General features: G+C 65.5%; 25 protein-coding genes, 1 tRNA gene and 1 other RNA gene. 9 read left to right on the forward strand and 18 right to left on the reverse strand.

Going from position 1 to position 24,062, the window contains the following annotated elements; translation table 11 throughout:
* Positions 1 to 476, reverse strand: a 476-nt coding sequence (locus tag H926_RS34900; protein WP_237741079.1) for a phosphatidylcholine/phosphatidylserine synthase, incomplete at its 3' end; no start/stop codon positions are given.
* A gap of 2 nt (positions 477 to 478) precedes the next feature.
* A complete protein-coding gene (locus H926_RS0116670; protein WP_022677327.1) occupies positions 479 to 1,228 on the reverse strand; it encodes a phosphatidylserine decarboxylase in 750 nt (249 codons plus the stop codon).
* Between the two features lie 200 nt (positions 1,229 to 1,428).
* Between H926_RS0116670 and H926_RS0116675 the strand changes: the two genes are divergently transcribed.
* Positions 1,429 to 1,713, forward strand: a complete 285-nt coding sequence (locus H926_RS0116675; protein WP_022677328.1) for a hypothetical protein — start codon at positions 1,429 to 1,431, stop codon at positions 1,711 to 1,713.
* Here H926_RS0116675 and H926_RS0116680 read toward each other — a convergent pair.
* Entirely contained in the window at positions 1,695 to 2,354 is a 660-nt protein-coding gene (locus H926_RS0116680; protein ID WP_022677329.1) for a S24 family peptidase, read from the reverse strand. The genes H926_RS0116675 and H926_RS0116680 overlap by 19 nt on opposite strands.
* 105 nt (positions 2,355 to 2,459) lie before the next feature.
* Between H926_RS0116680 and H926_RS31905 the strand changes: the two genes are divergently transcribed.
* Positions 2,460 to 2,702, forward strand: coding sequence for an ogr/Delta-like zinc finger family protein (locus tag H926_RS31905; RefSeq protein WP_082209206.1), 243 nt, complete (start codon positions 2,460 to 2,462; stop codon positions 2,700 to 2,702).
* 55 nt (positions 2,703 to 2,757) lie between these two features.
* Here the strand turns inward: H926_RS31905 and H926_RS0116685 are convergent.
* Positions 2,758 to 2,843: transfer RNA gene (locus tag H926_RS0116685), tRNA-Tyr, on the reverse strand.
* Between the two features lie 189 nt (positions 2,844 to 3,032).
* On the opposite strand from H926_RS0116685, the gene rlmB reads away from it, so the two are divergent.
* Positions 3,033 to 3,881 carry a 23S rRNA (guanosine(2251)-2'-O)-methyltransferase RlmB gene (gene rlmB / locus H926_RS0116690; protein WP_028658137.1) on the forward strand — a complete coding sequence of 283 codons (849 nt, stop codon included), beginning with the start codon at positions 3,033 to 3,035 and terminating at the stop codon, positions 3,879 to 3,881.
* Between the two features lie 96 nt (positions 3,882 to 3,977).
* On the opposite strand, the gene H926_RS0116695 is transcribed toward rlmB, so the two are convergent.
* The 5 genes from H926_RS0116695 to H926_RS0116715 form a co-directional block, all read right to left on the reverse strand.
* Positions 3,978 to 4,250: an HU family DNA-binding protein gene (locus tag H926_RS0116695; RefSeq protein WP_022677331.1), complete on the reverse strand. Its 273-nt coding sequence runs from the start codon at positions 4,248 to 4,250 to the stop codon at positions 3,978 to 3,980.
* A 215-nt stretch (positions 4,251 to 4,465) separates the two neighbouring features.
* Positions 4,466 to 6,877 (reverse strand): endopeptidase La, encoded by a 2,412-nt coding sequence (gene lon, locus H926_RS0116700; RefSeq protein WP_028658138.1) that lies wholly within the window; start codon positions 6,875 to 6,877, stop codon positions 4,466 to 4,468.
* A 171-nt stretch (positions 6,878 to 7,048) separates the two neighbouring features.
* Positions 7,049 to 8,170 (reverse strand): VacJ family lipoprotein, encoded by a 1,122-nt coding sequence (locus H926_RS28245; RefSeq protein ID WP_148291777.1) that lies wholly within the window; start codon positions 8,168 to 8,170, stop codon positions 7,049 to 7,051.
* Positions 8,171 to 8,275: 105 nt separating this feature from the next.
* Positions 8,276 to 8,611, reverse strand: a complete 336-nt coding sequence (locus H926_RS0116710; protein ID WP_022677334.1) for a YbaB/EbfC family nucleoid-associated protein — start codon at positions 8,609 to 8,611, stop codon at positions 8,276 to 8,278.
* Entirely contained in the window at positions 8,608 to 10,491 is a 1,884-nt protein-coding gene (locus tag H926_RS0116715; RefSeq protein ID WP_022677335.1) for a DNA polymerase III subunit gamma/tau, read from the reverse strand. The genes H926_RS0116710 and H926_RS0116715 overlap by 4 nt, the downstream gene beginning before the upstream one ends.
* A 98-nt stretch (positions 10,492 to 10,589) precedes the next feature.
* Here H926_RS0116715 and H926_RS0116720 point away from each other — a divergent pair, with 98 nt between their 5' ends.
* Positions 10,590 to 11,084, forward strand: a complete 495-nt coding sequence (locus H926_RS0116720; RefSeq protein WP_022677336.1) for a DUF4188 domain-containing protein — start codon at positions 10,590 to 10,592, stop codon at positions 11,082 to 11,084.
* A 38-nt stretch (positions 11,085 to 11,122) separates the two neighbouring features.
* On the opposite strand, the gene ffs is transcribed toward H926_RS0116720, so the two are convergent.
* The 9 genes from ffs to wrbA form a co-directional block, all read right to left on the reverse strand.
* An RNA gene (gene ffs, locus H926_RS31910) (signal recognition particle sRNA small type) lies at positions 11,123 to 11,217 on the reverse strand.
* A gap of 50 nt (positions 11,218 to 11,267) precedes the next feature.
* Positions 11,268 to 11,546: an ETC complex I subunit gene (locus H926_RS0116725; RefSeq protein WP_022677337.1), complete on the reverse strand. Its 279-nt coding sequence runs from the start codon at positions 11,544 to 11,546 to the stop codon at positions 11,268 to 11,270.
* Positions 11,547 to 11,606: 60 nt separating this feature from the next.
* Positions 11,607 to 12,071, reverse strand: a complete 465-nt coding sequence (locus H926_RS0116730; RefSeq protein ID WP_028658140.1) for a low molecular weight protein-tyrosine-phosphatase — start codon at positions 12,069 to 12,071, stop codon at positions 11,607 to 11,609.
* A 172-nt stretch (positions 12,072 to 12,243) separates the two neighbouring features.
* Positions 12,244 to 13,368: a glycerophosphodiester phosphodiesterase family protein gene (locus tag H926_RS0116735; protein WP_028658141.1), complete on the reverse strand. Its 1,125-nt coding sequence runs from the start codon at positions 13,366 to 13,368 to the stop codon at positions 12,244 to 12,246.
* 132 nt (positions 13,369 to 13,500) lie between these two features.
* Positions 13,501 to 14,160 carry a DUF2059 domain-containing protein gene (locus tag H926_RS0116740; protein ID WP_148291778.1) on the reverse strand — a complete coding sequence of 220 codons (660 nt, stop codon included), beginning with the start codon at positions 14,158 to 14,160 and terminating at the stop codon, positions 13,501 to 13,503.
* Between the two features lie 149 nt (positions 14,161 to 14,309).
* Entirely contained in the window at positions 14,310 to 15,221 is a 912-nt protein-coding gene (locus tag H926_RS0116745; protein WP_022677341.1) for a carbon-nitrogen hydrolase family protein, read from the reverse strand.
* Positions 15,222 to 15,232: 11 nt separating this feature from the next.
* Positions 15,233 to 15,823: a GNAT family N-acetyltransferase gene (locus H926_RS0116750; RefSeq protein ID WP_022677342.1), complete on the reverse strand. Its 591-nt coding sequence runs from the start codon at positions 15,821 to 15,823 to the stop codon at positions 15,233 to 15,235.
* Positions 15,820 to 16,233, reverse strand: a complete 414-nt coding sequence (locus tag H926_RS0116755) for a ketosteroid isomerase-related protein (protein WP_022677343.1) — start codon at positions 16,231 to 16,233, stop codon at positions 15,820 to 15,822. Before H926_RS0116755 ends, H926_RS0116750 begins: the two co-directional genes overlap by 4 nt.
* 184 nt (positions 16,234 to 16,417) lie before the next feature.
* Positions 16,418 to 17,017, reverse strand: coding sequence for an NAD(P)H:quinone oxidoreductase (gene wrbA, locus H926_RS0116760; RefSeq protein WP_022677344.1), 600 nt, complete (start codon positions 17,015 to 17,017; stop codon positions 16,418 to 16,420).
* A gap of 324 nt (positions 17,018 to 17,341) precedes the next feature.
* On the opposite strand from wrbA, the gene purC reads away from it, so the two are divergent.
* The 5 genes from purC (at position 17,342) to purQ (ending at position 24,003) form a co-directional block, all read left to right on the forward strand.
* The gene (gene purC, locus H926_RS0116765) at positions 17,342 to 18,124 is read left to right on the forward strand and encodes a phosphoribosylaminoimidazolesuccinocarboxamide synthase (RefSeq protein WP_022677345.1); all 783 of its coding nucleotides are present in this window, start codon (positions 17,342 to 17,344) and stop codon (positions 18,122 to 18,124) included.
* Positions 18,125 to 18,355: 231 nt separating this feature from the next.
* Positions 18,356 to 20,026 (forward strand): bifunctional diguanylate cyclase/phosphodiesterase, encoded by a 1,671-nt coding sequence (locus H926_RS28250; RefSeq protein ID WP_022677346.1) that lies wholly within the window; start codon positions 18,356 to 18,358, stop codon positions 20,024 to 20,026.
* Between the two features lie 62 nt (positions 20,027 to 20,088).
* Entirely contained in the window at positions 20,089 to 22,968 is a 2,880-nt protein-coding gene (locus H926_RS0116775) for a pitrilysin family protein (protein WP_022677347.1), read from the forward strand.
* 118 nt (positions 22,969 to 23,086) lie between these two features.
* Positions 23,087 to 23,323, forward strand: a complete 237-nt coding sequence (purS, locus tag H926_RS0116780; protein WP_022677348.1) for a phosphoribosylformylglycinamidine synthase subunit PurS — start codon at positions 23,087 to 23,089, stop codon at positions 23,321 to 23,323.
* A complete protein-coding gene (gene purQ / locus H926_RS0116785) occupies positions 23,323 to 24,003 on the forward strand; it encodes a phosphoribosylformylglycinamidine synthase subunit PurQ (protein ID WP_022677349.1) in 681 nt (226 codons plus the stop codon). The genes purS and purQ overlap by 1 nt, the downstream gene beginning before the upstream one ends.
* Positions 24,004 to 24,062: the final 59 nt, after the last annotated feature.

A 24,062-nucleotide genomic window follows, 5' to 3' on the forward strand; every position in this document is an offset into this window, starting at 1 on the left:
CCGGCCGGGGCAGGAACGCCTGTCAGGAAGCCGGCGGACTTGTGCGGCTGCTCTTCCATGTCGATGCGGGCGTTGAAGCGGGCGAGGCGCAGGGCGCAGCATACCGCAAGCGCCAGCGCCGCAAACCAGCCAAAGCGCGGCATCTGCTGCAACGACCACAAATAGAGAATCAGCGCCGGAGCCACCCCGAACGAAATGGCATCGGACAGGCTGTCGAGCTCTGCGCCAAAGCGCGACTGCGCCTTCATCAGCCGCGCCACACGGCCATCGATGCCATCGAGCATGCCGGCGAGAATGACCGCCAGCACCGCGCCGCGGAAATCACCACCAATGGCAAAGCGAATACCGGTCAGCCCGCAGCATAACGCAGCAGAGGTAATGGCATTGGGCACCAGCGCGCGCAGGGTAAGCCCGCGCGGCAGCCGGTGGCGGCCAAAGTCTTCACCCGAAAATGCCTCTTCGTCCTCTGCCGGCAAGGTCACTGGCTGATGCCCTCGATCAGCGGTGCATCGCCGATTTCGGCCAGGATGGTTTCGCCGGCCACCACGCGCTGGCCGATCAGCACCTTGGGCTCCGTGCCGACGGGCAGATAGACATCAACGCGGCTGCCAAAGCGAATGAGGCCAACCCGCTGGCCAACGGCGACGATGTCCCCGCTCTTGACGAACGGCACGATGCGCCGCGCAACCAAGCCAGCGATCTGCGTAAAGCCGATCTTCACGCCGTCGCTGCGTTCCACCAGAAAATGCTGGCGCTCGTTTTCCTCGCTCGCCTTGTCGAGATCGGCATTGAGGAACTTGCCCGGAATATAGACCACGCGGCGGATCGTGCCGCCGATCGGGGTGCGATTCACGTGCACGTCGAACACCGACATGAAGATCGACACGCGGGTAACCGGCGTCGGGTCCATGGCGGCAAGGCCGCTGCCATCGTCGGCCGAAAGCTCGCGCGGCGGGGCCACCTTCTGGATCAGCGTGATCAGGCCGTCGGCCGGCGCCACGACAAAGCGATCGTCACGCGGGGTCACGCGCACCGGATCGCGGAAGAACGCGAGCACGCCAAGGGTCAGGAACACGAACGGCCAGGCCACGATGCTGCCGCCGAAAATGGCCGCGATCAGCGCGATGCCACCGGCAATGGCGCCGAACTTGCGTCCTTCGGGATGGATGGAGGGCCAGGACCAACCGGCATTGCCGCGTCCGCGATTGTCAAAAATGTCACCAGGCATGCCGCCGGTCTAGGCGCTGGCGCGTCGCGCGGCAAGCGTATGGCGCACACCAGTGCCACCAACCGCTGTCAGGGATCGACCAGCGCCGTGCCAACTACATGCAAAGCCTTGTTGTATAAGGAAACTGCACAACAGGGTAGCATCGCGCCGGGCGGCAAATTGGGCTTTTGTGGTGAGGCAACCGCAAAAGGAACCACACAATGATCCCCCTTCACACCCCGTTCTGGCCCTGCTGGCTGATCAGCTTGGCAGCGACCTGCACGATCACGATTGCCCGGCTGGGGCTGCGCCTTTCGCCCGCCGGCCGGCATGGGCTGGTATGGCGCGAATGCCTCGCCCTGCCGGTATTTCCCACGGTGGCAGCCTGCTATGCCGGCCTGCACCAATGGCCGCCGGCCGCAGCAGCGCTGCTGGCGATGGCGCTGGCGCTGCCGGGCTATCCCCGGCTGGCACGGACCATGGCGCGCTACATCTTGCGGAAATAGGCCACGACGCGGCCCAGCACGTGCAGTTCCCCATCATAGGCAGTGATCGGGGAAATGGCAGGATTGTCGGCCATCAGCAGCCAGCCGCCATCCTTGCTGGGCCGCAGCCGCTTGACGCAACCCAGCCCGCAATAGCTGACCGCCCAGACCTGATCGGCCAGGCGCGGCACGGCTTGGCTGGTATCGATCAGCAGCAGATCGTTATCGAGGATAGTGGGGATCATGCTGTCCCCGGAACCGCGCGCAATGATCAGACTTTCCGCCGGAGCACGGGTATAGAGATCGAGCCATTCGCGCGGAAACATGCGCTGCACATCGGCGATAGGCTGGTCGATATAGGCGGCGCCCAGGCCGATCGCCAGATCGACCTCGCGCACGGCAACCAGGCCCATGGCTCCGGCAACTACCGAAACCGATGGCGCACGGCGACCATCGTTGGCGGGGTCATCGGTTTCACCGGTGAGATATTCCACGCTCGTTTCGAGAGCGCGGGCTATGGCGTGGATATGGCGCGACCCTTGCGCCCCCTTGCGGATGAGGTGGTTCACGCTCGGCTGTGAAATGCCGACGCGGCGCGCCAATTCCGCCTGCGACAGGCCCAACGCGCTGATTCGCGCGGCAATGCGATCACCCAGTGTCATGGATAGCGGTTTATAGATTAAACTATAAATCGGCAATTCATTTATCTATTGCCTAGACGATAGATTGGTGCATTATAGATTTATCGATACAGACGGAGATCCACCATGCCATCCCCCACCACGGGGCAGCCGCGCACCGGGCGCCTGCATTGCCCCCATTGCCACCAACCGGGTCAACGGCGATCGAGCCGGCCGGTTACCGACACCCACCGCGAGATCTATTACCAGTGCACCAATGTGGTTTGCGGCCATACCTGGAAGGCCAGCGAGACATACGACTATGGCCTGGTGCCCAGCGCCACGCCAAACCCGCAGGTGACGCTGCCGCAACGACCGGGGCGGCCGTGAGGCCCGCCTCAAAAACGAGGTATATCCCGTGAAAACTAAGGAAATTGAGTACTGGTGGTGGACAGGGCTAGATTCGAACTAGCGTACGCTTGCGCGGGCAGATTTACAGTCTGCTGCCTTTAACCACTCGGCCACCTGTCCACACCAGATTTGCCGGTGCGAGGAGCGCCTTTTTCAAGGCTTTCCTGCATTTGAATGGGCCGTTTCGCTGCAAGCGATCCGGTCCGTCCGGCCGAGTGAGAGGCCCTTTGGCGAACCATCGCTTGCCTGTCAATGGGGGGGCTGGCTAAGGGCGATGCAGTTTTCGATTTTTATGCACAGGTGTTCGCAATGCCCCGCCACGATGATGACCAAGACAAGCGCCACGACAGTGGCAAGAAGAGCCGCTCATTGCGCGGCCGGGCCGGACGCAACCAGGGTGGGCGCGGATCGGGCCGTGGCAGCACCGGCACGGTGCGGCTGTGGGGCCGCCATGCCGTGGAAGCAGCGCTGACCAACCCCAACCGCACCGCCAAGAAGCTGTGGGGCACGCGCGAGGCGATCCAGGAAATGCTGGACAACCATGACGCCGAACTGCCACGCGATCTGCCGGTGGAATATGCCCAGGCGGTGGATCTGGGGCGCCTAGTGGCGCGTGATGCGCCGCACCAGGGCCTGGTGCTGGAATGCCTGCCGCTGGACGATGTGGCGCTGGACGATGTGCTGGAAGAGGCCGAGGGCCGCACCCTGGTGCTGCTCGATCAGGTCACCGATCCGCACAACGTGGGCGCCATCCTGCGCAGCTGTGCCGCATTCGACGTGGCCGCGCTGATCACGCAGGATCGCCATGCCCCGCCCGAATCGGGCACTTTGGCCAAATCGGCATCGGGCGCGCTGGAATCGGTGCCGTGGGTGCGGGTGGTCAACCTGGCACGCGCGCTCGAATCGATTTCCGAGGCCGGCTATTGGCGAATCGGCCTGGACGGCGAAGGCGAGGCGGAATTTCCCCATGCCCTGCCCGCCGGCCCGGTGGCGCTGGTACTGGGCGCCGAGGGCGAAGGCATGCGGCACAACGTGATGCAGCATTGCGATGCCATTGCCCGCCTGCCGATCAGCGGCGCGATCGAAAGCCTCAATGTCTCCAACGCGGCCGCCATCGCCCTCTATGCCGCCGCCACGCGCCCGAGCGTGGACGACTGAACCGCCTTTGTGCGGAACACGGGAATTCTTTTTCCACAAAAGAGGCCGCGTCGGCATGCGACGCGGCCTCTTTTTTTGCCTTGCGGCGCGATGGGGTCAGTTCACCGCGTCCTTGAGCCCCTTGCCGGCCTTGAACTTGGGCTGGGCCGAAGCCTTGATGGCCATCGGTTCGCCGGTGCGGGGGTTGCGGCCGGTCGACGCCTTGCGCTTGGCAACCGAGAACGTGCCGAAGCCGACCAGGCGCACTTCCTCACCCTTGGCCAGCGCGCCGGAAATCGATTCGAACACGGCTTCGACAGCCTTGATGGCATCGCCCTTGGACAGGCCGCTGACATCGGCGACGGCGCTGATCAGATCGTTCTTGTTCATGTGCGGAAACCCCCTACCAATCTACTGGACAGCAAATGTTGGAAAATCGTGATTTCGGGTGCGGCGGAAAAGAGCCGAGAAAAAAAGCGCTGTCAAAGGCAAAAGCACGCAAAACCCGCAATTTATCCCCGATGGCAACCGACTTTGCGGGCAGGCAAAAGCCGCGCGCAACGATGTTGCGCGCGGCTCCCGTCAAACTACGGTAGAAACTGCGCTCAGTGCGCGGTGCGTGCCGCTGCCGGGCTGCCGCCCAGGGGGGCCGCCGCCGGCTGCGTGGCAAGGTCGTCGGCTTCGGTCCATTCGATCGCTTCCACCGGGGCAACCAGCGCCCGCGCCAGAACCTCGTCGACATGCGACACCGGCACGATCTCCAGCCCTTCGCGGATATTGGCGGGGATTTCCGCCAGATCCTTGCGGTTTTCCTCGGGTATCAGGACCGTCTTGATGCCACCGCGCAGCGCGGCGAGCAGCTTTTCCTTCAATCCCCCGATCGCCAGCACACGGCCGCGTAGCGTCACTTCCCCGGTCATCGCCACATCGGCACGCACCGGAACACCGGTCAGCGTCGAGACCATCGCGGTGACCATGCCGATGCCCGCGCTCGGCCCGTCCTTGGGCACGGCGCCTTCGGGCAGGTGGATATGCAGATCCTTGCGCTGGAAGATCGACGGCTTGATGCCATAGGCCGGGCTGCGCGCCTTGACGAAGCTGAACGCCATCTGGACGCTTTCGCTCATCACTTCGCCCAGCTTGCCCGTCGTGCGCACCGCACCCTTGCCGGGCACCGTCACGCTTTCGATCGTCAGCAATTCGCCGCCCACTTCGGTCCAGGCGAGGCCCGTGACGGCGCCAACCTGGTTTTCCTCGTCAGAGACGCCGTGGCGGAATTTGCGCACACCGGCGAACTCGGCCAGGTTTTCAGGCGTGATGGTCACGCTCTTTTCCTTGCCTTCCAGAATCTTGCGCAACGATTTGCGCGCGAGCCGGGCCACTTCGCGCTCCAGCGTGCGCACGCCCGCTTCGCGGGTGTAATAGCGGATCAGATCGCGCAGCGCGTCCTGCGTCAGCGTGAACTCACCCTTGCGCAGGCCGTGTGCTTCCACCTGCTTGCTTACCAGATGGCGCTCGGCGATTTCGACCTTCTCATCCTCGGTATAACCTTCGAGGCGGATGATCTCCATGCGATCGAGCAGCGGCTGCGGCAGGTTGAGGCTGTTGGCCGTGCACACGAACATCACGTCGGACAGGTCGATGTCCAGTTCCAGGTAGTGATCCTGGAACTTGGCGTTCTGTTCGGGGTCGAGCACTTCGAGCAGGGCCGAAGCGGGATCGCCCCGGAAATCCTGGCCCAGCTTGTCGATCTCGTCGAGCAGGAACAGCGGGTTGGAGGCACCAGCCTTGCGCAGGTTGGTGACGATCTTGCCCGGTAGCGAGCCGATGTAGGTGCGGCGGTGGCCACGGATTTCGGCCTCGTCGCGCACGCCGCCCAGCGACTGGCGGATGAACTGCCGGCCGGTGGCCTTGGCGATCGACTTGCCCAGCGAGGTCTTGCCCACGCCCGGCGGGCCAACGAGGCACAGGATCGGTCCCTTGAGCTTGTTGGTGCGCGCCTGCACGGCCAGGTATTCGACGATGCGATCCTTGACCTTGTCCAGCGCGTAGTGATCGGCATCGAGCACCGCCTGGGCGCCCGGAATATCCTTCTTGAGCTTGGAGCGCTTGCCCCACGGCAAGCCCAGCAGCACATCGAGGTAGTTGCGGATCACGGTGGCTTCCGCGCTCATCGGCTGCATGGTCTTGAGCTTTTTCAGCTCGGCATTGGCCTTGGCGCGGGCTTCCTTCGACAGCTTGAGGCTGTCGATCTTGTCCTGCAGTTCCTGGATCTCGTTGGCTTCCTCGCCGTCGCCGCCACCCAGTTCCGACTGGATCGCCTTGAGCTGCTCGTTGAGGTAGTATTCCCGCTGGGTCTTTTCCATCTGGCGCTTGACGCGGCCACGGATTTTGCGCTCGACCTGGAGCACGCCCAGTTCGCCTTCCATGAAGGAAAGCACCATTTCCAGGCGCTTGAGCGCATCGCTTTCCGAAAGCACGGCCTGCTTGTCGGCCACCTTGGCCGCCAGGTTGGCAGCCACGGCATCGGCCAGCTTGCCGGCGTCTTCGATATCGCCCAGCTGCTGCCCGGCATCCTGCGGCAGCTTCTTGGAAAGCTTGGCATATTCGGCGAACTGATCGACCACCGAGCGCATCATCGCCGACACTTCGGTGCCCGAGACACTGCCCGGCTCGATCGGCTCGACCTCGGCCATCAGCATGTCGCCGTGGCTGGAGCTTTCCGCGTTGAGCGTCTTGAGCTCGGCACGCTGGTTGCCTTCGACGAGGACACGCACGGTGCCGTCGGGCAGCTTGAGCAGCTGGAGTACCGTGGCGATCACGCCGGTTTCATAGAGATCATCGCGATCGGGATCGTCGCAGCCGGGGTCGAGCTGGGCCAGCAGGAAGATGTCCTTGGACCCGGCCATGGCCGTTTCCAGGGCGGCAACCGACTTTTCGCGGCCGACAAATAGCGGCACGACCATACCGGGGAACACCACGATATCGCGCAAGGGCAGCAGGGGATACAAAGTCATAAGTGCAAATGTCCGTCCCACCTGCCGCACATGAACCCAAACCGGCAGGGCTTGAGGCAGATATGGGGTGCAAGGCGCCGCCCCGCAATGCCCAAGCGCCAAGACGGTTGGGGATTGCCGGTTTTCAGCCTTTTTGCGTGGGACTTGGCCTGTGGGGCGGCGGTGCGCCGATCAGGGGGTGGTGGTGGCTGGTGCCGCTGCCGGGGTAGCGGCTGGCGCGGGCAGCACGATCGGGGGCAGCACCTGGCCATCCGGGGCGTGCGCCGGCCCGGTGGTCGCTGGCCCGGTGGGCGATGGCGCCGGTGCCGCGGGAGTCATCGCGGCAGGCGGCGTCTGCGCATCGGGGACCGGAGCGACCTTATCCTTGTGCTTGTGCCCCTTGAGCTCGTCGATCTGCTCCTGGCGGGCCGCGAGATAACCTTCCTTGGCGGCGAGATAGGGATCGCCAGCCTTGCGCATCGCCTGGATGCGGCGGTCATCGTCGAGACGATCGTTGAGCGAACGCACCACGAAGCTGCCGGTGACATAGGCAGGGCTGCGCAGCGGGCCGCCCACAATCGCCGGCAGGAACGCACGATCGAGGCCCAGGCCGATCACGTCGCGCAGGGTGGTGGGCCCAACCAGCGGGACGAACAGGAACGGCCCTGGCCCCACGCCATAATAGGCAAGGGTATAGCCAAAGCCGTTGCGGCGATAAGGCAGCTTGAACGGCTTGGCCACGGCCACATCGAGCAGGCCGCCCACGCCGATGGTGGAATTGATGGCGAAACGGCCCAGCGTTTCAGCAGCCTTGCCGGGCTTCAACTGCAGCAGGAAATTCAGCGCGATAACCGGCTCGGTCAGGTTGGTGAAGAAATGCCGGAAACCCGTGCGAATGGGCGCTGGCACGATCGAGCCATAGGCCTTGGCAGCCGGCCCGATTACCGCGCGGTCAACCGCCTGGGTGGCGGCAAAGGTCACCTTGTTGAGCGCGATGACCGGGTCGCCAGGCGGTGGGCCGCGCCGCGCGTTGACGACAATGGCGCCTTCGTCAGCTGGCTGCGTCTCGGCAGCGGTATCGTTGGCGGCAACCGGCGTGACCGTGGGCAGCACGATGACGGGGAGAATCTGGCCATCGGGTGCGCGGGCGGGCGCTTGTTCTGGGGTAGAAGGTACGGCCGGCGCGGTGGCAGGAGCGGCAGGCGCGGTCACGGCAGGGGCAGATGCGGCAGGGGTGCCCGCAACCGGCTGCGGCGGCGCGCCATCATCTATCGGCGTGGTCCCGGCCAACGCAGCGGCAAGCAATACGATCATCATGTCCCCGTAGTCGGTCTCACCATGACTGGGCGCTGAACGAAAGACCGATCAGGCGCGCAGCCATGGGGAAACAACGGTAATCTTGAAAGGTTGCGCCGCCGCTCAGAACGGCAGCTTGAAGCCCGGCGGGATGCCCGCCGCCATCTGCACTTTCTGCATTTCTTCGGCAGCGGCGGCATCGGCCTTGGCCCGCGCATCGTTGAACGCGGCAGCGACTAGGTCTTCGAGAATGCCCTTGTCGGCCGGAACCAGCAGGCTGTCATCGATCGACACGCCGATCACGCGGCCCTTGGCCGAGGCCTTGATGGTGACCAGGCCACCGCCGGCAGCGCCCTCCACCTCGATCGCATCGAGGCGGCCTTGGGCATCCTCCATCTGCTTCTGGATGGTTTCAGCGGCCTTCTGTGCCGCCTGGATCATTTCTTCCATGGACTTCATGCTTGTCTGCTCCGCGCAGGCGACCACGGCCGGCGTTCAGCCGTGGCGGGGTTGGATTCGTCGAGAATTTCAGCGCCGGGAAAGGCTTCAAGCGCAGCGCGCACCAGCGGATCGGCACGCATCGCGGCTTCGGCCTCGGCCTCCAAGGCGGCCTTGGCTTCCACCAGGCTGGGCTGCGCGCCCTGGGCCGCTTCGCCATCGAGCCGTTCCACCAGCCAGGCCTGGCCGGTGATGTTCTGCAGCGCTTTCTTGATGTCGGGCGTGGGATCGCCCGGCAGGCCCGGCGCCAGCTGATAGCGCAGCGTGCCCATGCGCAATTCGATCAGGCGGACCGACAGGCGCATGGTGGCGCCGGTGAGCGGCGAGACCTCTTCCACCTGCTCCACCAGGGCTTGCCAATCCATGGCGATACCCGTGGCGGGCGCTGACGGCATCGCTGCAGCCGGGGCGCCATCGGACGTGGGCTGCGCGGCCATGCTCGCGGCCAGGGCAGGCCCTTGCGCCAGCATTTCTTCCAGCTTGCGCACCAGGCCGCCGGGATCGGGCATGTCGGCCGCGTGCAGCACGCGCAGCAGGGCCATCTGCGCCGCCACCAGCGGATCGGGCGCGGTCTTCACCTCGTCATGGCCCTTGAGCAGCAGTTGCCACAGGCGGTGCAACTGCCCGGGCGCCAGATCGCCGGCCCAGCCCTGCAGCGCCGCGGCCTCTTCGGCCGAGCGCGCCTCGCCCTCTGGCCCGCTGATCTGGGTGACAGTGACCTTGTGCACCAGATCGAGCTGCGCGCGCAGCATGGCGACCGGCTCGATCCCCAGGGCATATTGATGCGCCACTTCAGCGAGCAGCGCGGCACCATCACCCTTGAGCATGGCGGCAAACAGGCGGCGTTGCAGCGTCTTGTCGGCCAGGCCGAGCATGTCCTGCACTTGCGCGGCCGAAACCGTGATCACCGAGCCATCGCCGCTGCTCGCCAGATCGGCATGGCTGATCGCCTGATCGAGGATCGAAAGCCCGTCACGTGCCGAGCCTTCGGCGGCGGCGGCCACCATGGCCAGGGCCTCGGCCTCGGCCTCGACCCCTTCGGCCTTGCAGACGTGGCCGAAATGATCGGCCAGCAGCGCGGTCGGGATGCGCCGCAGATCGAACCGCTGGCAGCGCGAGAGCACCGTGACCGGCAGCTTGTCCACCTCTGTCGTGGCGAACAGGAACTTCACATGCGCCGGCGGTTCTTCCAGCGTCTTGAGCAGCGCGTTGAACGCGTTGCGCGAGAGCATGTGCACTTCGTCGATGATGTAGATCTTGTAGCGGGCCGAGACAGCGGCATAGCGCACCGCCTCGATGATCTCGCGCACGTCGTCCACGCCGGTGTGGCTGGCCGCGTCCATCTCGATCACGTCGATATGGCGGCCTTCGGCAATGGCCTGGCACGGTTCGCACTGGCCGCACGGGTCGATCGTCGGGCCGCCCTGCCCGTCCGGGCCGATGCAATTGAGGGCCTTGGCGATAAGGCGCGCGGTGCTGGTCTTGCCCACCCCGCGCACGCCGGTCATCAAGAAGGCATGGGCCAGCCGGTCACGCCGGATCGCGTTGGCCAGGGTTTGCACCATGGCTTCCTGGCCGATCAGCGCGGAAAAGGTTTGCGGGCGATACTTGCGCGCCAGCACGCGATAGGGCTGTGCCGGCGCAGCGGCCGGTGCCGGCTTAGCGGCAGGCGCTTGCACAGGCTGGGGCGCAACGGGCGCAGGCTTGGCCACGGGCGCGGGATCGCCGAACATCGCGCCCTGTCCAGCCGCTTCGAGTTCGGCCGCGCTGGGCGCAGCCTCTTGCGGCGGGGCATCGGGGGTTTCGGGTTCGTGCCCAAACATGTCGGTTGAATCGGCCATCGCGCCCCTAGGTAGGCGCAAAGGCTGCAAATGTCGAACGGGGGCAAGGCGGTTTCCCGCAAGCTTGCGCCGCGATTCTGATTTGATACCAATTTGTGATGCCCACGATCCTGCCCGGCCGCCGCACCGCCCAGACCACCACGCCGCTGGTCGTGTTCCTGATCGGCATGCGCATCAACCGCTTCCGCGCCGTGCGCGAATGGCTGCCCGTGTCGCGCGCGATGGGCCCGATGCTGGCCGAGCTTTCCGCCGCGCCCGACAGCGGCTTCCTGGGGTACGAACCCATGCTGCGCGGGCTGCGCACGATCATGCTAGTGCAATACTGGCGCGATTTCGACAGCCTGGAAGCCTATGCCCGCAGCCGCGACCACACGCATTGGCCAGCCTGGGTCGCGTTCAACAAGGCAGCGCGCCAGCAACGCGGCGGCGTGGGCATTTTTCACGAAACCTATGCCGTGCCAGCCGGCGGCAGCGAAACCATCTATGTGGATATGCCCGCGTTCGGACTGGGCAAGGCGATGGGCCTGGTGCCGGCGGCGGAAGGGCGCGAGGCGGCGCGCGAGCGGATGAAGGCATCCGGGCAGCAGGCCTGATCCGATCGACCAGGCGGCGGCGCGTTACAATGTGAGGGTGAGAAGGAGCCGGGCGACCCGCCGCAATCCGTTGTGGCTGCTTCCTTCCGGACCTGACCAGGTTGGCGAACGCAAACGTCCGCCCGACTCCCGGCCCGCCCTATGGCGCCGGCGCGCGCCGATTGCAAGCGCCGGCTTGATCAATCAGCGGAAATTGTCAGCGTAGCTTTGCAGCTTGAGCCGGCGCGGCGGCGTGGGCGTGACATGCACGGCAATGCCATACTTGTCGGCATAGGCGCGAGCGTCTGCCTCGGTCTCGAACGTAAGGATGACTTGCTGCTGGGTATCGCCGGAACCGGCCCAACCCATCAAGGGATCGGGGCGCTTGGCCTCGGCCGGGGCGAATTCCAGGAGCCAGTCGGCAGTCCGGGCCTTGCCGGACTGCATGGCATTCTTCGGGCGCTGATAGATGCGTGCAGGCATGGGCGGTGCTTTCGTGCGTTTCGCGGCGCAAATCAAGAGGGATAAGGGAACTACCAGAACCTAGCGCAACATGCGCGCCACCAGGCGGCGGGCCGCTTCGCTTACGTCATCCCAGGCTTCGAGAAAATCCTGCTCGTCGCCGTAATAGGGATCGATCACCGCCTGCCCTTCCCGGCCCGGCACCAAATCCATCAACAGGCCCATCCGCGCCAGGGTGCGGCGCGGGGCCATGCGCCGCAGATCCTGCAGGTTCTGCGAATCGAGCGCATAGATCTGGCCAAAGCGGGTGAAATCGGCCTCAGTCACCTGGCGGGCACGATAGCGGGAAATGTCGATACCGTGCTGCAAGGCCACCGCCTGCGCACGCGGATCGGGCGGATTGCCAGCGTGCCAGCCGCCAGTGCCGGCCGAATCGATGGTCACGGCCAGCCCGGCCTTGACCGCCTCGGCCCGGAACGCAGCCTCGGCCAACGGCGAGCGGCAGATATTGCCCAGGCAAACAAACAGCACGGCTGGCTGGCTCACCGCATTCCCTTCCACATGAACCCTGCGCAGGCATGTGGTGAGTCGGGCGCACGCACCGCATCCGGCGCGCGGCCTGGCGATGCCCGTCGCAGCGCAATAAAATACGCTGCAATGCAAAAAGTCCAGCGCCAAGCCGCAGGAAATTGCAGACGGGCGGATTTGCCCTGGATGATCAGGCCCCGTCGACCGCGCGACGACCCAGCGCAGGATCATCGGTGAAAAACCCGTCCAGCCCGGCGGCAAGATAGGCGCGGATTTCCGCAACACTGCCGCTTTCGCAGCGCAGCGCGGTGCCGCACTGGCGCAGGCTGGCGGGCAGGAATTGCGGTTCTGGCCGGAATGTATAGGCACCCACCAGCAGCCCGGCACGGTGCGCATCGGCGATGATCGGCTGCGGCGGCGCGAGGTGTCCGTCTGCCGTTTCGGGCATCAGGGTGCGGCTCCATGGCGCGATCCAATCGGCATAGCCGGCCACATCGTCCAGGCCACTGGCCGACAGCATCGCGCCATAGGTGAGCGTGCCGCCGCTGGCGATGGCGTCACCGGTGCGCTTGTCGGGTTCATCGGCCAGTTGCATCAGCGCGATGTTGCGCCAGGGCGCCAGCATGCCGCGCAGCCGCTTGAGATTGGCCACTTCGAACGATTGCACGATCACCGGCGCCTGTTGCAGCCAGGCATGGGCGCGAATGGCCGCCAGCAGCTTGGCCTCCATATCGTGGCCCAGGCTGTGGAAATAGCTGGAATGCTTGATTTCGGGAATGATCCCCAGCGGCCGCTGGCGCCCGCGCGCGGCCTTGGCGGCAAAGGCCACGATCTCGTCGAACGTCAGCACCGGGAACTGCCCGTCGAACGCCATGCTCTCAGGACGCAGCGTGCCCAGCCGCTCCTTGGCGCGCAGGGTCTTGAGTTCGGCCAGGGTAAAGTCCTCGACGAACCAGCCTTCCTGCCGCTCGCCATCGATGACCTTGGTGGTCTTGCGCGCGGCAAATTCGGGGTGGGCGGCCACGTCGGTGGTGTCGACGATATTGGGTTCATGGCGCGACACCAGCACGCCATCGCGGGTGGGAACCAGATCGGGCTCGATGAAATCGGCGCCATCGGCCACCGCGCGTTGATAGGATGCCTGCGTATGTTCGGGCCGGTGCGCGCAGGCGCCGCGATGCCCCAGCACCAGGGGATGCGCCGTCCGGGCGTGGCGGCCATGGCGCTGGGCCAAGGTGCTGGCCAGAGCGCGGGCGCCGGGTAGCATGGCCGCGCCGGCCCCCATGGCCAGGATCGAACGGCGCGAAACAGTCATGGGGTTCATCCTTTTGCCAATGCCATGGGCGCCCTGGACAGGCTTTGCGACAGGATCATGACGAGGCCGCGCGGACAGGTCCAGAGGCCGCTGATGGGGCCCCAGGTTTCTCTTTGCCGTCGATAACGAGACTCAGTGATTTTTTGGCTGGTGCGCACGGATATACGCCTGGCCAGCGGATTTAGCAGCAGCGTCTATTTGAGGCTCGGCAGCTTCCAAGGCATGATTCACCGCCATGCGCATGTCGTTGGTTTGCTGAGGCCTCAACGCTCCCATTTTTTGCCCTGCCGATGACTGCGAAAAAGCCGCAAACTCAGCAAGCTCAGCAGAACTCAGGATTTTTCGGACATCGTCGCCCATCGCGACCGCAGGAGTGGCCATCACCAGTTTCCGGCCAACTGGGCCAGAGTAAAATGTGATTGCGGCTTGAAGCTCCGCCGGCGACATCTTGGCAGCATAGGATGCGGCAGCGTTGCTCTCCAACGATGGAATAAGGGCTGTCAGCACTTGGTCCAGCTTCATGGACACTGCGTTGACGATTGTTTCGAGCAGGCCGGGCGTACGCTGCATGGCCGCTTGCACCTGAGGGTTTCGGAGCATGGATGCGCGGAAGTTTGTCGCATAAGCCTTTGCGGTGTCTCGCCGGATCATTTCGGCTGGAAATGTCAGGGCGACCAACCGCGAAGCGAGCGGGTTGGGACTCGAGTCCCCGGCCGTCGCAGCAACAGCCTGCCAAGATGGCACCGCCATCAAGCAAGAACCAAGCAAAGCAAGAGCCAACGAAGTCTTCACTGCCACCCCCAAACTTAACGCACAACACTGCCTAACTGGATCAGGTTAAGGGAAAACTTCTGGATGGCGGATTGCGCAAGGGGCAGCGTTGATAAACCGATATCGGCGTCATTTTGGCGTAACCAGCCATGGGAACTTCTCCACGCCACTCAGCGCAGCGAGATCACTTCCACCTGCGGCAAGGGCGCGGCCCCGGGCTGTTCGGCCCAGTGGCGCACCAGCAATACGCCACCGTCGGCGCGCAGGGCATCAACATGGGCCGTGTCGATCGTGGCGAAGACCCATTGGCCCACGCCTTCCTCGCCCAGCGCCAGCACGCCATCGGCCGGCATGCCGCCACCGGCTGGCGCTGCATCAGGCGGGCCATAGACCCCGGCCGCGCCACGGTTCACGTCGACTGCCGGAGACCAGGCGGCATCGCCCACAGTGGGAGACTGGATGGCATAGCATTGCCCCTCCAGCGCGCGGGCCTGGCTGCCCAGGCGCACCCGCCAATAGCCGTGCAGCGTATCGGTACAACTGGGCACGAGCAGAACCTGCGCGCCCGCTTCCACTGCCGCGCGCGCCAGCAGCGGAAATTCGCTGTCGTAGCAGATCACCACCACCAGCCGGCCCAGCGCGGTATCGAACAGGCGCAGGCCATCGCCGCCGGTGATGAACCATTCCTCGCGCTCGAAGCGGGTCATGATCAGCTTGTCCTGGCTGGCCATGGCGCCGCTGGGGGCAAACAGCCGCGCCGTGTTGCACACCTGGCCATCGGCGGTGCGACGCGGGGCGCTGGCAGCGAGGATGTGCACGCCATGGGCCTGCGCCAGCCGCGCGTGCAGCGCATCGACCTGCGGCAGCAGGGCCGATACCGTATCGATCGATCCGGCCAGATCGCCCATCGTTGCCGGGTCCAGGCTGGCCAGTTCCATCGCGCCGTATTCGGGAAACACCAAGAGCGCCGCGCCGCCGGCCACAGCCTGTTCCACCCAGGTGGTCAGCTTGGCTTCGTAGGCGGCCCAATCGGCCAGGCGGTCGATCGGATATTGTGCGGCGGCAACGGTGAAACGGGGCATGGCGTGCCTTTTTACGACAGGGACTTGAGCCAGTACTGCATCGGCTTGGCACTCTCTTGCGCCTCGCCATGGTCTTTCCACGGCAACTCGGTCACCAGGCCCGGCACCAGGGCATAACCGCGCGCCTGCCAGAAGGCATCGAGCGGGCGGTAGCCGGCAGGGCGGGCGGGATGGTCGGCGGGACGAATCACTGCGGCAAAGCAGGCAGCCTGTGCCCCGGCAGCGCGGGCAGCATCCTCGCGATGATCGAAGAACGCGTGGCCAATGCCCTGCCCGCGATATTCGGGCAGCAGCACGCTTTCGCCAAAATAGAACAGGTCTTGCGTGGCGATGCCGCGCTGTTCGAAGGGCATGCGAAAGGCCGCCTTCTGATGCCGCATCGGCGCGGCGGTGGCCGCCCCGACAATGCGCACGCCATCGAACGCAGCGACCAGCACGGCGCCGGGCGCGGCGGCATATTCGGCGAGATAGCGCGCCTCGTAAGCACGATCCCCGTCATAGAGATAGGGCCAGGCGGCAAACACGGCGATGCGCAAGGCCGCCAGGTCATCCAGCGCGGCGCCCACTTCCGCACCGCTCAGCGGGCGGACGCTGACGCTCATGCGCCGACGACCTGCGCGGTCCAGTCAGCCAGGTTGTAATACATCGTCAAGCGGGTGATCTTGCCGCCTTCGATCGCCAGAAAGGCGCCGGCCGGCAGCACATAGGTTTGCCCGGCCGCCTCGGGCAGGCCTTCGTCGGTGGCGAGATAGCTGCCATGGACGACGAATTCGGCGGCGGCGCGGCTGCCGTCTTCGCTGGCCATCAGCACGATGTCTTCGAGGCGTTCCTTGTAGCACCGCTCCATATGGCCAAGGAACGTGGCAAAGGTGTCCTTGCCCACCTGGCGGCTGCCCTGGTTGATATCGTGTGTCACGTCATCGGCCAGGCACGCCAGCATGCCGTTCCAATCCCCGGCGTTGAAGGCGGCGTAATAGGTTTCAAGCAGGGCCAGCGTGGCGGCGCGCGACATGGGCGGGTCTCCGTGGAAAGGCAGTGTCGCCACAGCGCTAGCCGATCAATCCGCTGGCTGCCACAACCCGTTTTGGCATGCTGTATTGCCCATATGCAATGAAGCGGCGCGGGAACAGGCCCGCGCCGCTTGCATCGATCCACCTGAGGGGGGCAGCCTGAGGGAGTGCAGGCCGAGAGGGCGATCAGTCGAACAGCTTGTTGGCCGTGTTGGCCACGCGGCGGCCGAGATAGCGCGCGCCGTCCAGTTCGATCTCGCTGGGCTGGCGGCTGCCGTCGCCACCGGCGATCGTGCTGGCGCCATAGGGGGTGCCGCCGTGCACGGCATCAAGCGTCAGCTGGCCCTGGAAGCCATAGTCGAGGCCAACGATCGTCATGCCGAAGTGCAGCAGGTTGGTCAGGATCGAGAACAGCGTGACTTCCTGGCCGCCGTGCTGGCTGGCGGTGGACGTGAAAGCCGCGCCGACCTTGCCGTTGAGCGCGCCCTTGGCCCACAGCCCACCGGCCTGGTCGAGGAACGCGGCCATCTGCGAGCTGATACGGCCAAAGCGGGTGCCGGTGCCGACGATGATGGCATCGTATTCGGCCAGTTCGGCAACGGTGGCGACAGGGGCCGCCTGATCAAGCTTGAAGTGGGCAGCCTGCGCCACTTCGAGCGGGGCGGTTTCGGGCACGCGCTTCACGTCGACCGTGGCGCCGGTTTCGCGGGCACCTTCGGCAATGGCGTTGGCCATGGTTTCGATGTGGCCATAGCTGGAGTAATAGAGAACCAGAACCTTGCTCATCACACATCATCCTTGGGCAGAGAGGGTAAACTTGGGTGACGCAGCCGGTGGATCATCGAGGGATCAAGCCACCGCGCCGTGCCGTCTTGCCCAGTCTTGTGCCGCACCAGCGACATTCAAGATAGGGCGATAAGATCGGATTAAATGTTCTGAAATGCCGAACGCCCGGCCAGCGTTTGCGTTTCCGTGCTTTTTCGCATATGGGCGAATGGGAATGCCCCGGCCCACACGATGCAGTCGCCACGCGGCTCCCTCGTTTGCCGGGGTTTCTTGTTTTTCCATGGGGGCGGGCCGAATCGCCCCCGCCGCGCAGGAAGAAGCCGCATGTCGCGTCGCCGCCAGATCTACGAAGGCAAGGCCAAGATCCTTTATGAAGGCCCCGAGCCGGGCACTCTCATCCAGTATTTCAAGGATGATGCCACCGCGTTCAACGCGCAGAAGCGCGGGACGATCAACGGCAAGGGCGTGATCAACAACCGCATCAGCGAGTATGTGTTCACGCGCCTGGCCCACATCGGCATTCCCACGCATTTCATCCGCCGCCTCAACATGCGCGAGCAGCTGGTGCGCCAGGTGGAAATCGTGCCGATCGAAGTGGTGGTGCGCAATGTGGCGGCCGGTTCCATTTCCAAGCGCCTGGGCATTCCCGAAGGCGAGCCGCTGCCCCACACCCTGATCGAATACTATTACAAGGACGATGCGCTGGGCGATCCGATGATCGCCGAAGAGCACATCGCCTGCTTCGGCTGGGCCAGCAACGAGGAAATGCAGGACATTTCCTCGATGGCGATCCGCGTGAACGACTTCCTGGTCGGCATGTTCGCGGCGATCAACATCCGCCTGGTGGACTTCAAGCTGGAATTCGGCCGCATCTGGGATGGCGACTATAGCCGCGTGATCCTGGCCGACGAAATCAGCCCCGATGGCTGCCGCCTGTGGGACATGGTCACCGGCGAAAAGCTGGACAAGGACCGTTTCCGCCGCGACCTGGGTGGCGAGGAAGAAGCCTATCAGGAAGTAGCGCGCCGCCTTGGCCTGCTGGACAACGACGGGCCGAGCGAAGTGCTCGACCTGGGCGCGCACCGCAAACTGCGCTCCAAGAAGTAAGCGCTGCGCCAGCGTCCGCCTGGGCGCGTGGGCACAGACAACAGAAAGGGCCGGCAACCTGGTTTCCCGGCCCTTTCGCGTGGGCGCTGGATATTTGCCTAACGCAAGGTGCGGTGCACTGCGCAGCGCGGCTTGAACATATCTTAGCCTCCGCATCCCTAGGTTCGGGCCATGGAAACGCCATGCCCCTGTTTCCGCCGCCGATGCGGCTTTCAGGCGCGCTAACGCGCGATGGCCCGCCTGCCCCGCTTTCGCGCTGACGCGCTGGACCTGATCGCGTGCAGCCGCAGCTTGCGCGGGCGCATCGCGCTGACCGGGGTGCTCGTGCCGCTAACCGTGGTGATGGCGGTAGTGGCGATCGATGGCATCAGCCTGTCACTCGTCCTGCTGGTCCTGGCCGCGCTGTCGCTTTCGCTGTGGTTCACCCGCGATCTGCTGATGGCGATCGCCGGCCCGCTCAACGCCCTGTCGGAAGCCAGTGCGCGCTATGCCAAGGGCGAAGCCACGCGCGTGGCCGAAGACGGCGATGCCGAACTGGCCGCCCTTGCCCGCGAGTTCAATGCCATGGTTGCCGCGGTGGACGAGCGGGAACGCCGCATTGTGCATGCCGCGCTGCACGATGGGCTTACCGGCCTGCCCAACCGCAGCTTCTTTGCCGAAAAGTTGGAGCGCGCGGTGGCGCGCCAGAACGATGGGCACCGCACGCTGGTGGCCTTCATCGACCTCGATGATTTCAAGCTGATCAACGATACGCTGGGCCACCCGACCGGCGATGCACTGCTGCGCGAAGTGGGACGACGGCTGCAGGCAGCCTTTCCCGATGCGATGATCGCGCGCTTTGGCGGGGACGAGTTCGGTATGCTGCTGCCCGCGCTGCCGCGCGATGCCGATTGCGCCGGCTTTGCCCGCAAGCTGCATGGCCAGATCAACTGCCAGGTGTGCCTGGGAGAACGTCTTGTGCCGCTGACCGCCAGCTTTGGCATCGCCATCGGGCCGGGCGACGGGGCAGACAGCCATACCTTGCTGCGCGCGGCAGACCTCGCGCTCTATCGCGCCAAGGACGATGGCAAGGGCACCTATCACTTCTTCGAAGCGAGCCTGGACGAACGCGTGCGCCAGCGCCGGGAAATGGAGGAAGACCTCGCCCAGGCGCTGCACCAGGGCGATTTCACCCTGGCGTTCCTGCCCACCTTCAGTCTGGCGCAGCGGCGCATCGTGGCGTGCGAGGCGCTACTACGCTGGAACCACCGCACGCGCGGCCCACTTTCGCCCGTCAGCTTCGTTCCGATTGCCGAGGAATGCGGCCTGATCATCCCGATCGGCGAATGGGTAATTCGCCAAGCGTGCCAGCAGGCCGCGCGCTGGCCGGGAGACGTGGCCGTCTCGGTCAACCTTTCGGGGCGGCAACTGGCCCATCCCGCGCTGTTGCCCACGCTGGTCCAGGCGCTGGCCACTTCCAACCTGCCCGCCAGCCGGCTGGAACTGGAGATGACCGAGCGCGTGCTGGCGGCCAATGCCGATCGCAACCAGGCGACGCTTGCGGCGCTGCGCCAATTGGGCGTGCGGGTGGCGCTGGATGATTTCGGCATGGGCTATTCCTCGCTGCATCACCTGCGCACCTTTCCGGTGGATACCTTTAAGATCGACGGCAGCTTTGTGCGCAACTTGCGCGGACAGGTGGAAGCGCAAGCGATCGTGCGGTCGATCACCACGCTGGCCGGCGCGCTGGGCATCGCCACCCTGGCCGAAGGCGTGGAGCAGGCCGAAGACCTGGACCTGCTGGCGCAGCAGGGCTGCGACCTGGCACAAGGCTATGCGATCAGCCCGCCACTGCCCGCGGCCGAGGTGGCGGCCCTGCTTGCCGCGCAGGAGGCTGACTGCGTCCGCCGTGCGCTGCGCTGACCCGGTGTTCGTTACCAGATAAGTCCTTGCGGCGGCACGGCAGGAGCGGCACACCGGCGGCAATGATGCTGCCTGTCTCGTTTCGCCCGTATCGTGCCCTACCGCTTGCCGTCGCGCTGTTGCTGGGTGCGTGTACTGACCTGGGCCATGGGCCGGTTGCCGGCCTGCCCCAGGCCGCACCAGCGCCCACCTGGGTTTTCCAGAAGTCTGACCTGCCGCCCGATCCGCGCTTTCGCTTTGGCCAGCTGGCCAATGGCATGCGCACGATCATCGTGCCCAATGGCATGCCCAAGGGCACGGTGCAGGTGCGCCTGGACGTGGCGACCGGATCGCTCGATGAAACCGCGGCGGAACGAGGGTTTGCCCATTTTGTGGAACACATGGCGTTCAACGGCAGCACCCATGTGCCCGAGGGGGAGATGGTCCGCCTGCTCGAACGCAAGGGGCTGGCATTTGGCGCCGATACCAATGCCCAGACCAGCTTCGAGCAGACCACTTACATGCTCGACCTGCCGCGCAACGATCCCGACCTGATCGATACCGCGCTGATGCTGATGCGCGAGACGGCCAGCGAACTGACCTTTTCGCCCGGGGCGGTGAACCGCGAGCGCGGCGTGGTGCTGTCTGAACTGCGCGACGGGCAAGGCTATGCGCTGGACAATTTCCACGACCAGCTGGCGTTCTTCTATCCCAAGGCCACCTATCCCCAGCGGCTGCCAATCGGCACGGTGGCCACCATCGATGCCGCGACGGCGCAGGCGCTCAAGGATTTCTGGCACCGCCACTATGTGCCGGCCAAGACCACGCTGGTGGTGATCGGCGATGTCGATCCGGCCAAGGTGGAACAGGCGATTGCCGCGCGCTTTGCCGATTGGCAAGCCGCCCCGGCGCCGCCCCGGCCAGGCCAGGGCAAAGTCTTGCCCGGCCAGCATGGCAAGACCGATCTGTGGACCAACCCGGCCCTGGCCGAACGCGTGACCGTGGCGCGCCATGGGCCGTGGCTCGATGAGCCAGACACCATCGCCAGCCGGCGCGAGAACCTGCTGCGCCAGATCGGCTATGGCATCATCAACCGCCGCTTCCAGACTCTGTCGCGCCAGGTCGATGCGCCGTTTCGCGGCGCCGGCTTTGGCACGGGCGACGTGTTCAAGATCGGCCGCACTACCAACCTCATCATCGATACCGTCGATGGCGGCTGGGCCAAGGGCCTGACGGCGGCAGGCAGGGTCTGGCGCGAGGCGATGGCCCAGGGCTTTACCCAGGCCGAGATCGACGAGCAGGTGGCGAACCTGCGCATTGCGATCGAGAACGCTGCCGCCGGCGAGCAGACGCGCAACAACGCCACGCTGGTCAACCTGGCGCTGTCGCTGTTGCATGACGATATGGTGCCGACCACGCCATCAAGCGGCCTCGAACGCTTCAACGCCTTTGCCCCCACGATCACGCCCGCCAGCGTGATGGCGGCGCTGCAGCGCGAGGCGGTGCCGCTGGACAAGCCGCTTATCCGGTTCCAGGGGCGCAAGGCCCCGGTCGGCGGCGCCCAGGCACTGCGCCGCGCCTGGCAGGCCGCGATGGCCGCGCCGCTGGACGCGACCAAGACGGCCACGGCCGCGCCATTCGGCTACACCGATTTCGGCACGCCCGGCACGGTGGTGGCCGACAGCACCGATGCCACGCTGGGCATTCGCCGCATCCGCTTTGCCAATGGCGTGATGCTCAACATCAAGCGCACGCCGCTGGAAACCGATCGCATCCACGTGCGCCTGGCGCTGGACGGAGGCGAAATGCTGGAAACCCGCGACAATCCCCTGGCGGTGGACATGGCATCGAGCGTGCCGGCCGGGGGCCCGGGCCGCTATAGCCTGGACCAGTTGCAGACCATGCTGGCCGGCCACGCCGTGGGCACCAGCTTTGCCGCCAGTGGCGATACCTTTGGCACGGGCAGCACCACGACGCCGCGCGACCTGCTGCTGCAATTGCAGGTCATGGCCGCCTACCTCACCGATCCCGGCTATCGCCCCGAGGCCGAGCAACTGTTTCACCAGGGCATGGCCAACTATTTCGCGCAGCTCAACGCCACGCCGGGCTCTGCCCTGACGGCCGCGCTGGGCGGTATCCTGTCGGGCAACGATCCGCGCTTTACCCTGCAATCGCCGCAGGCCTACCAGAAGCTGGGCTTTGCCCAGTTGAAACCGGTGCTGGGCGATCGGCTGGCGCATGGTGCGCTGGAAATCGCGCTGGTCGGCGATGTGGACGAAGCGGCCGCGATTGCCGATGTGGCCCGCACGTTTGGCGCCCTGCCCCCGCGCGAACCAGCGTTCGGCGCCTGGACCCAGGCGCGCGAGCGCCGCTTTGCCGCCGTTCCTGGGGTGCAGGTGGTGCGCCACCATGGGCCGGCCAACCAGGCGATCGTGCGCATGATCTGGCCCACAACCGACGATCACGATCCGGTGCAGACCATGACGATGGAACTGCTGGAGCAGGTAACCGGGATCGAGGTGCTCGACACGGTGCGCGAAAAGCTGGGCAAGGCCTATTCCCCCGGGGTTTCGAGCGACATGTCCGATGTGTGGACCGGCTGGGGCACGTTTACGGTGCAGGCCTCGGTCAACGTGGCCGATGTGGCGGCGACACGGGCCGCGCTGGTCCAGACGATTAGCGATCTGGCTGCCCATCCGGTGGATGCCGATGTGCTGGAGCGCGCGCGGGCGCCGATGCTGGAGCGGCTCGACAACGCGCTCAAAGGCAATGGCGGATGGGTGGCGCTGGCCGCGCGCGCGCAATCGCGGCCCGATCGCATCGCCCGGTTCCAGGCGGCGCGTGCCCGGCTCACGGCCCTCACCGCCGCCGATGTGCAGGCCGCCGCCAAGGCCTGGCTTGCCCCGGCCAAGGCCGTGACCGTGCTGGTCCTGCCCGATGGCGTGCCCGCACCGCAATCATGACCCGGCGATCAAGGAGCGCCATGCGCGCAAGACTTGCCCTTGGCGCCAGACGGGGGCATAGGCGGCGCCGAGTCCCATATCCCACGATCCGCCTGTTTAAGTGAAAGGCCAAACGCCGATGAAGGTCCGTGTCCACGTCAGCCTCAAGAACGGTGTGCTCGATCCCCAGGGTCGCGCCATCCACCATGCGCTGGAAGGGCTGGGCTTTGCCGGCGTCAAGGACGTGCGCGCCGGGCGCCTGTTCGAACTGGACGTGGCCGACGACACCAGCGACGACGCGCTGGACGACATGTGCCGCAAGCTCTTGGCCAACATGGTCATCGAAAATTATCGCATCGAGAAGGTTGCCGCCTGATGCCGTTCACCTCTGCCGTCATCACCTTCCCCGGATCGAACTGCGACCGCGACATGGCGGTGGCGGTGGAAGAGGTCTGCGGCGGCACGGTACACCGTGTGTGGCACGGTGATGCCACCCTGCCCGAAGGCCTTGATTTCATCGCCGTTCCCGGCGGGTTTTCGTATGGCGACTATCTGCGCTCGGGCGCCATGGCAGCCCGTTCGCCGATCATGCAGGCCGTGGTCGAGGCCGCTGGGCGTGGCGTGCCGGTGCTGGGCGTGTGCAACGGTTTCCAGATCCTGACCGAAGCGGGCCTGCTGCCCGGCGCGCTGATGCGCAATGCCGGCATCCGCTTCGTCTGCCGCGAAGTGCCGCTCAAGGTGGAAAACAGCCAGTCGCTGTTCACCCAGCGCTATTTCAAGGACCAGGTCATCACCATTCCGGTGGCCCACCATGACGGCAACTATTTCGCCGACGCCGAAACGCTCGATCGGCTGGAAGGCGAAGGCCGCGTGGCGTTCCGCTATGCCGAACCGGTCAACGGCTCGCAGCGCGATATTGCCGGCGTGCTCAACGCAGCGGGCAACGTGCTGGGCATGATGCCCCACCCCGAACGCATGATCGAAGCCGCGCAGGGCGGCACCGACGGGCGCAAGCTGTTCGAAGGCGTGCTGGCCGGGTTGAACGTTTCGGCTTGAGGGCGGTGGGGGGTAACATTCCCTCCCCTAACCCCTCCCGTAAGCGGGAGGGGGATTTA

Source organism: Novosphingobium sp. B-7, assembly GCF_000410615.1.
GTDB classification, from domain to species: domain Bacteria; phylum Pseudomonadota; class Alphaproteobacteria; order Sphingomonadales; family Sphingomonadaceae; genus Novosphingobium; species Novosphingobium capsulatum.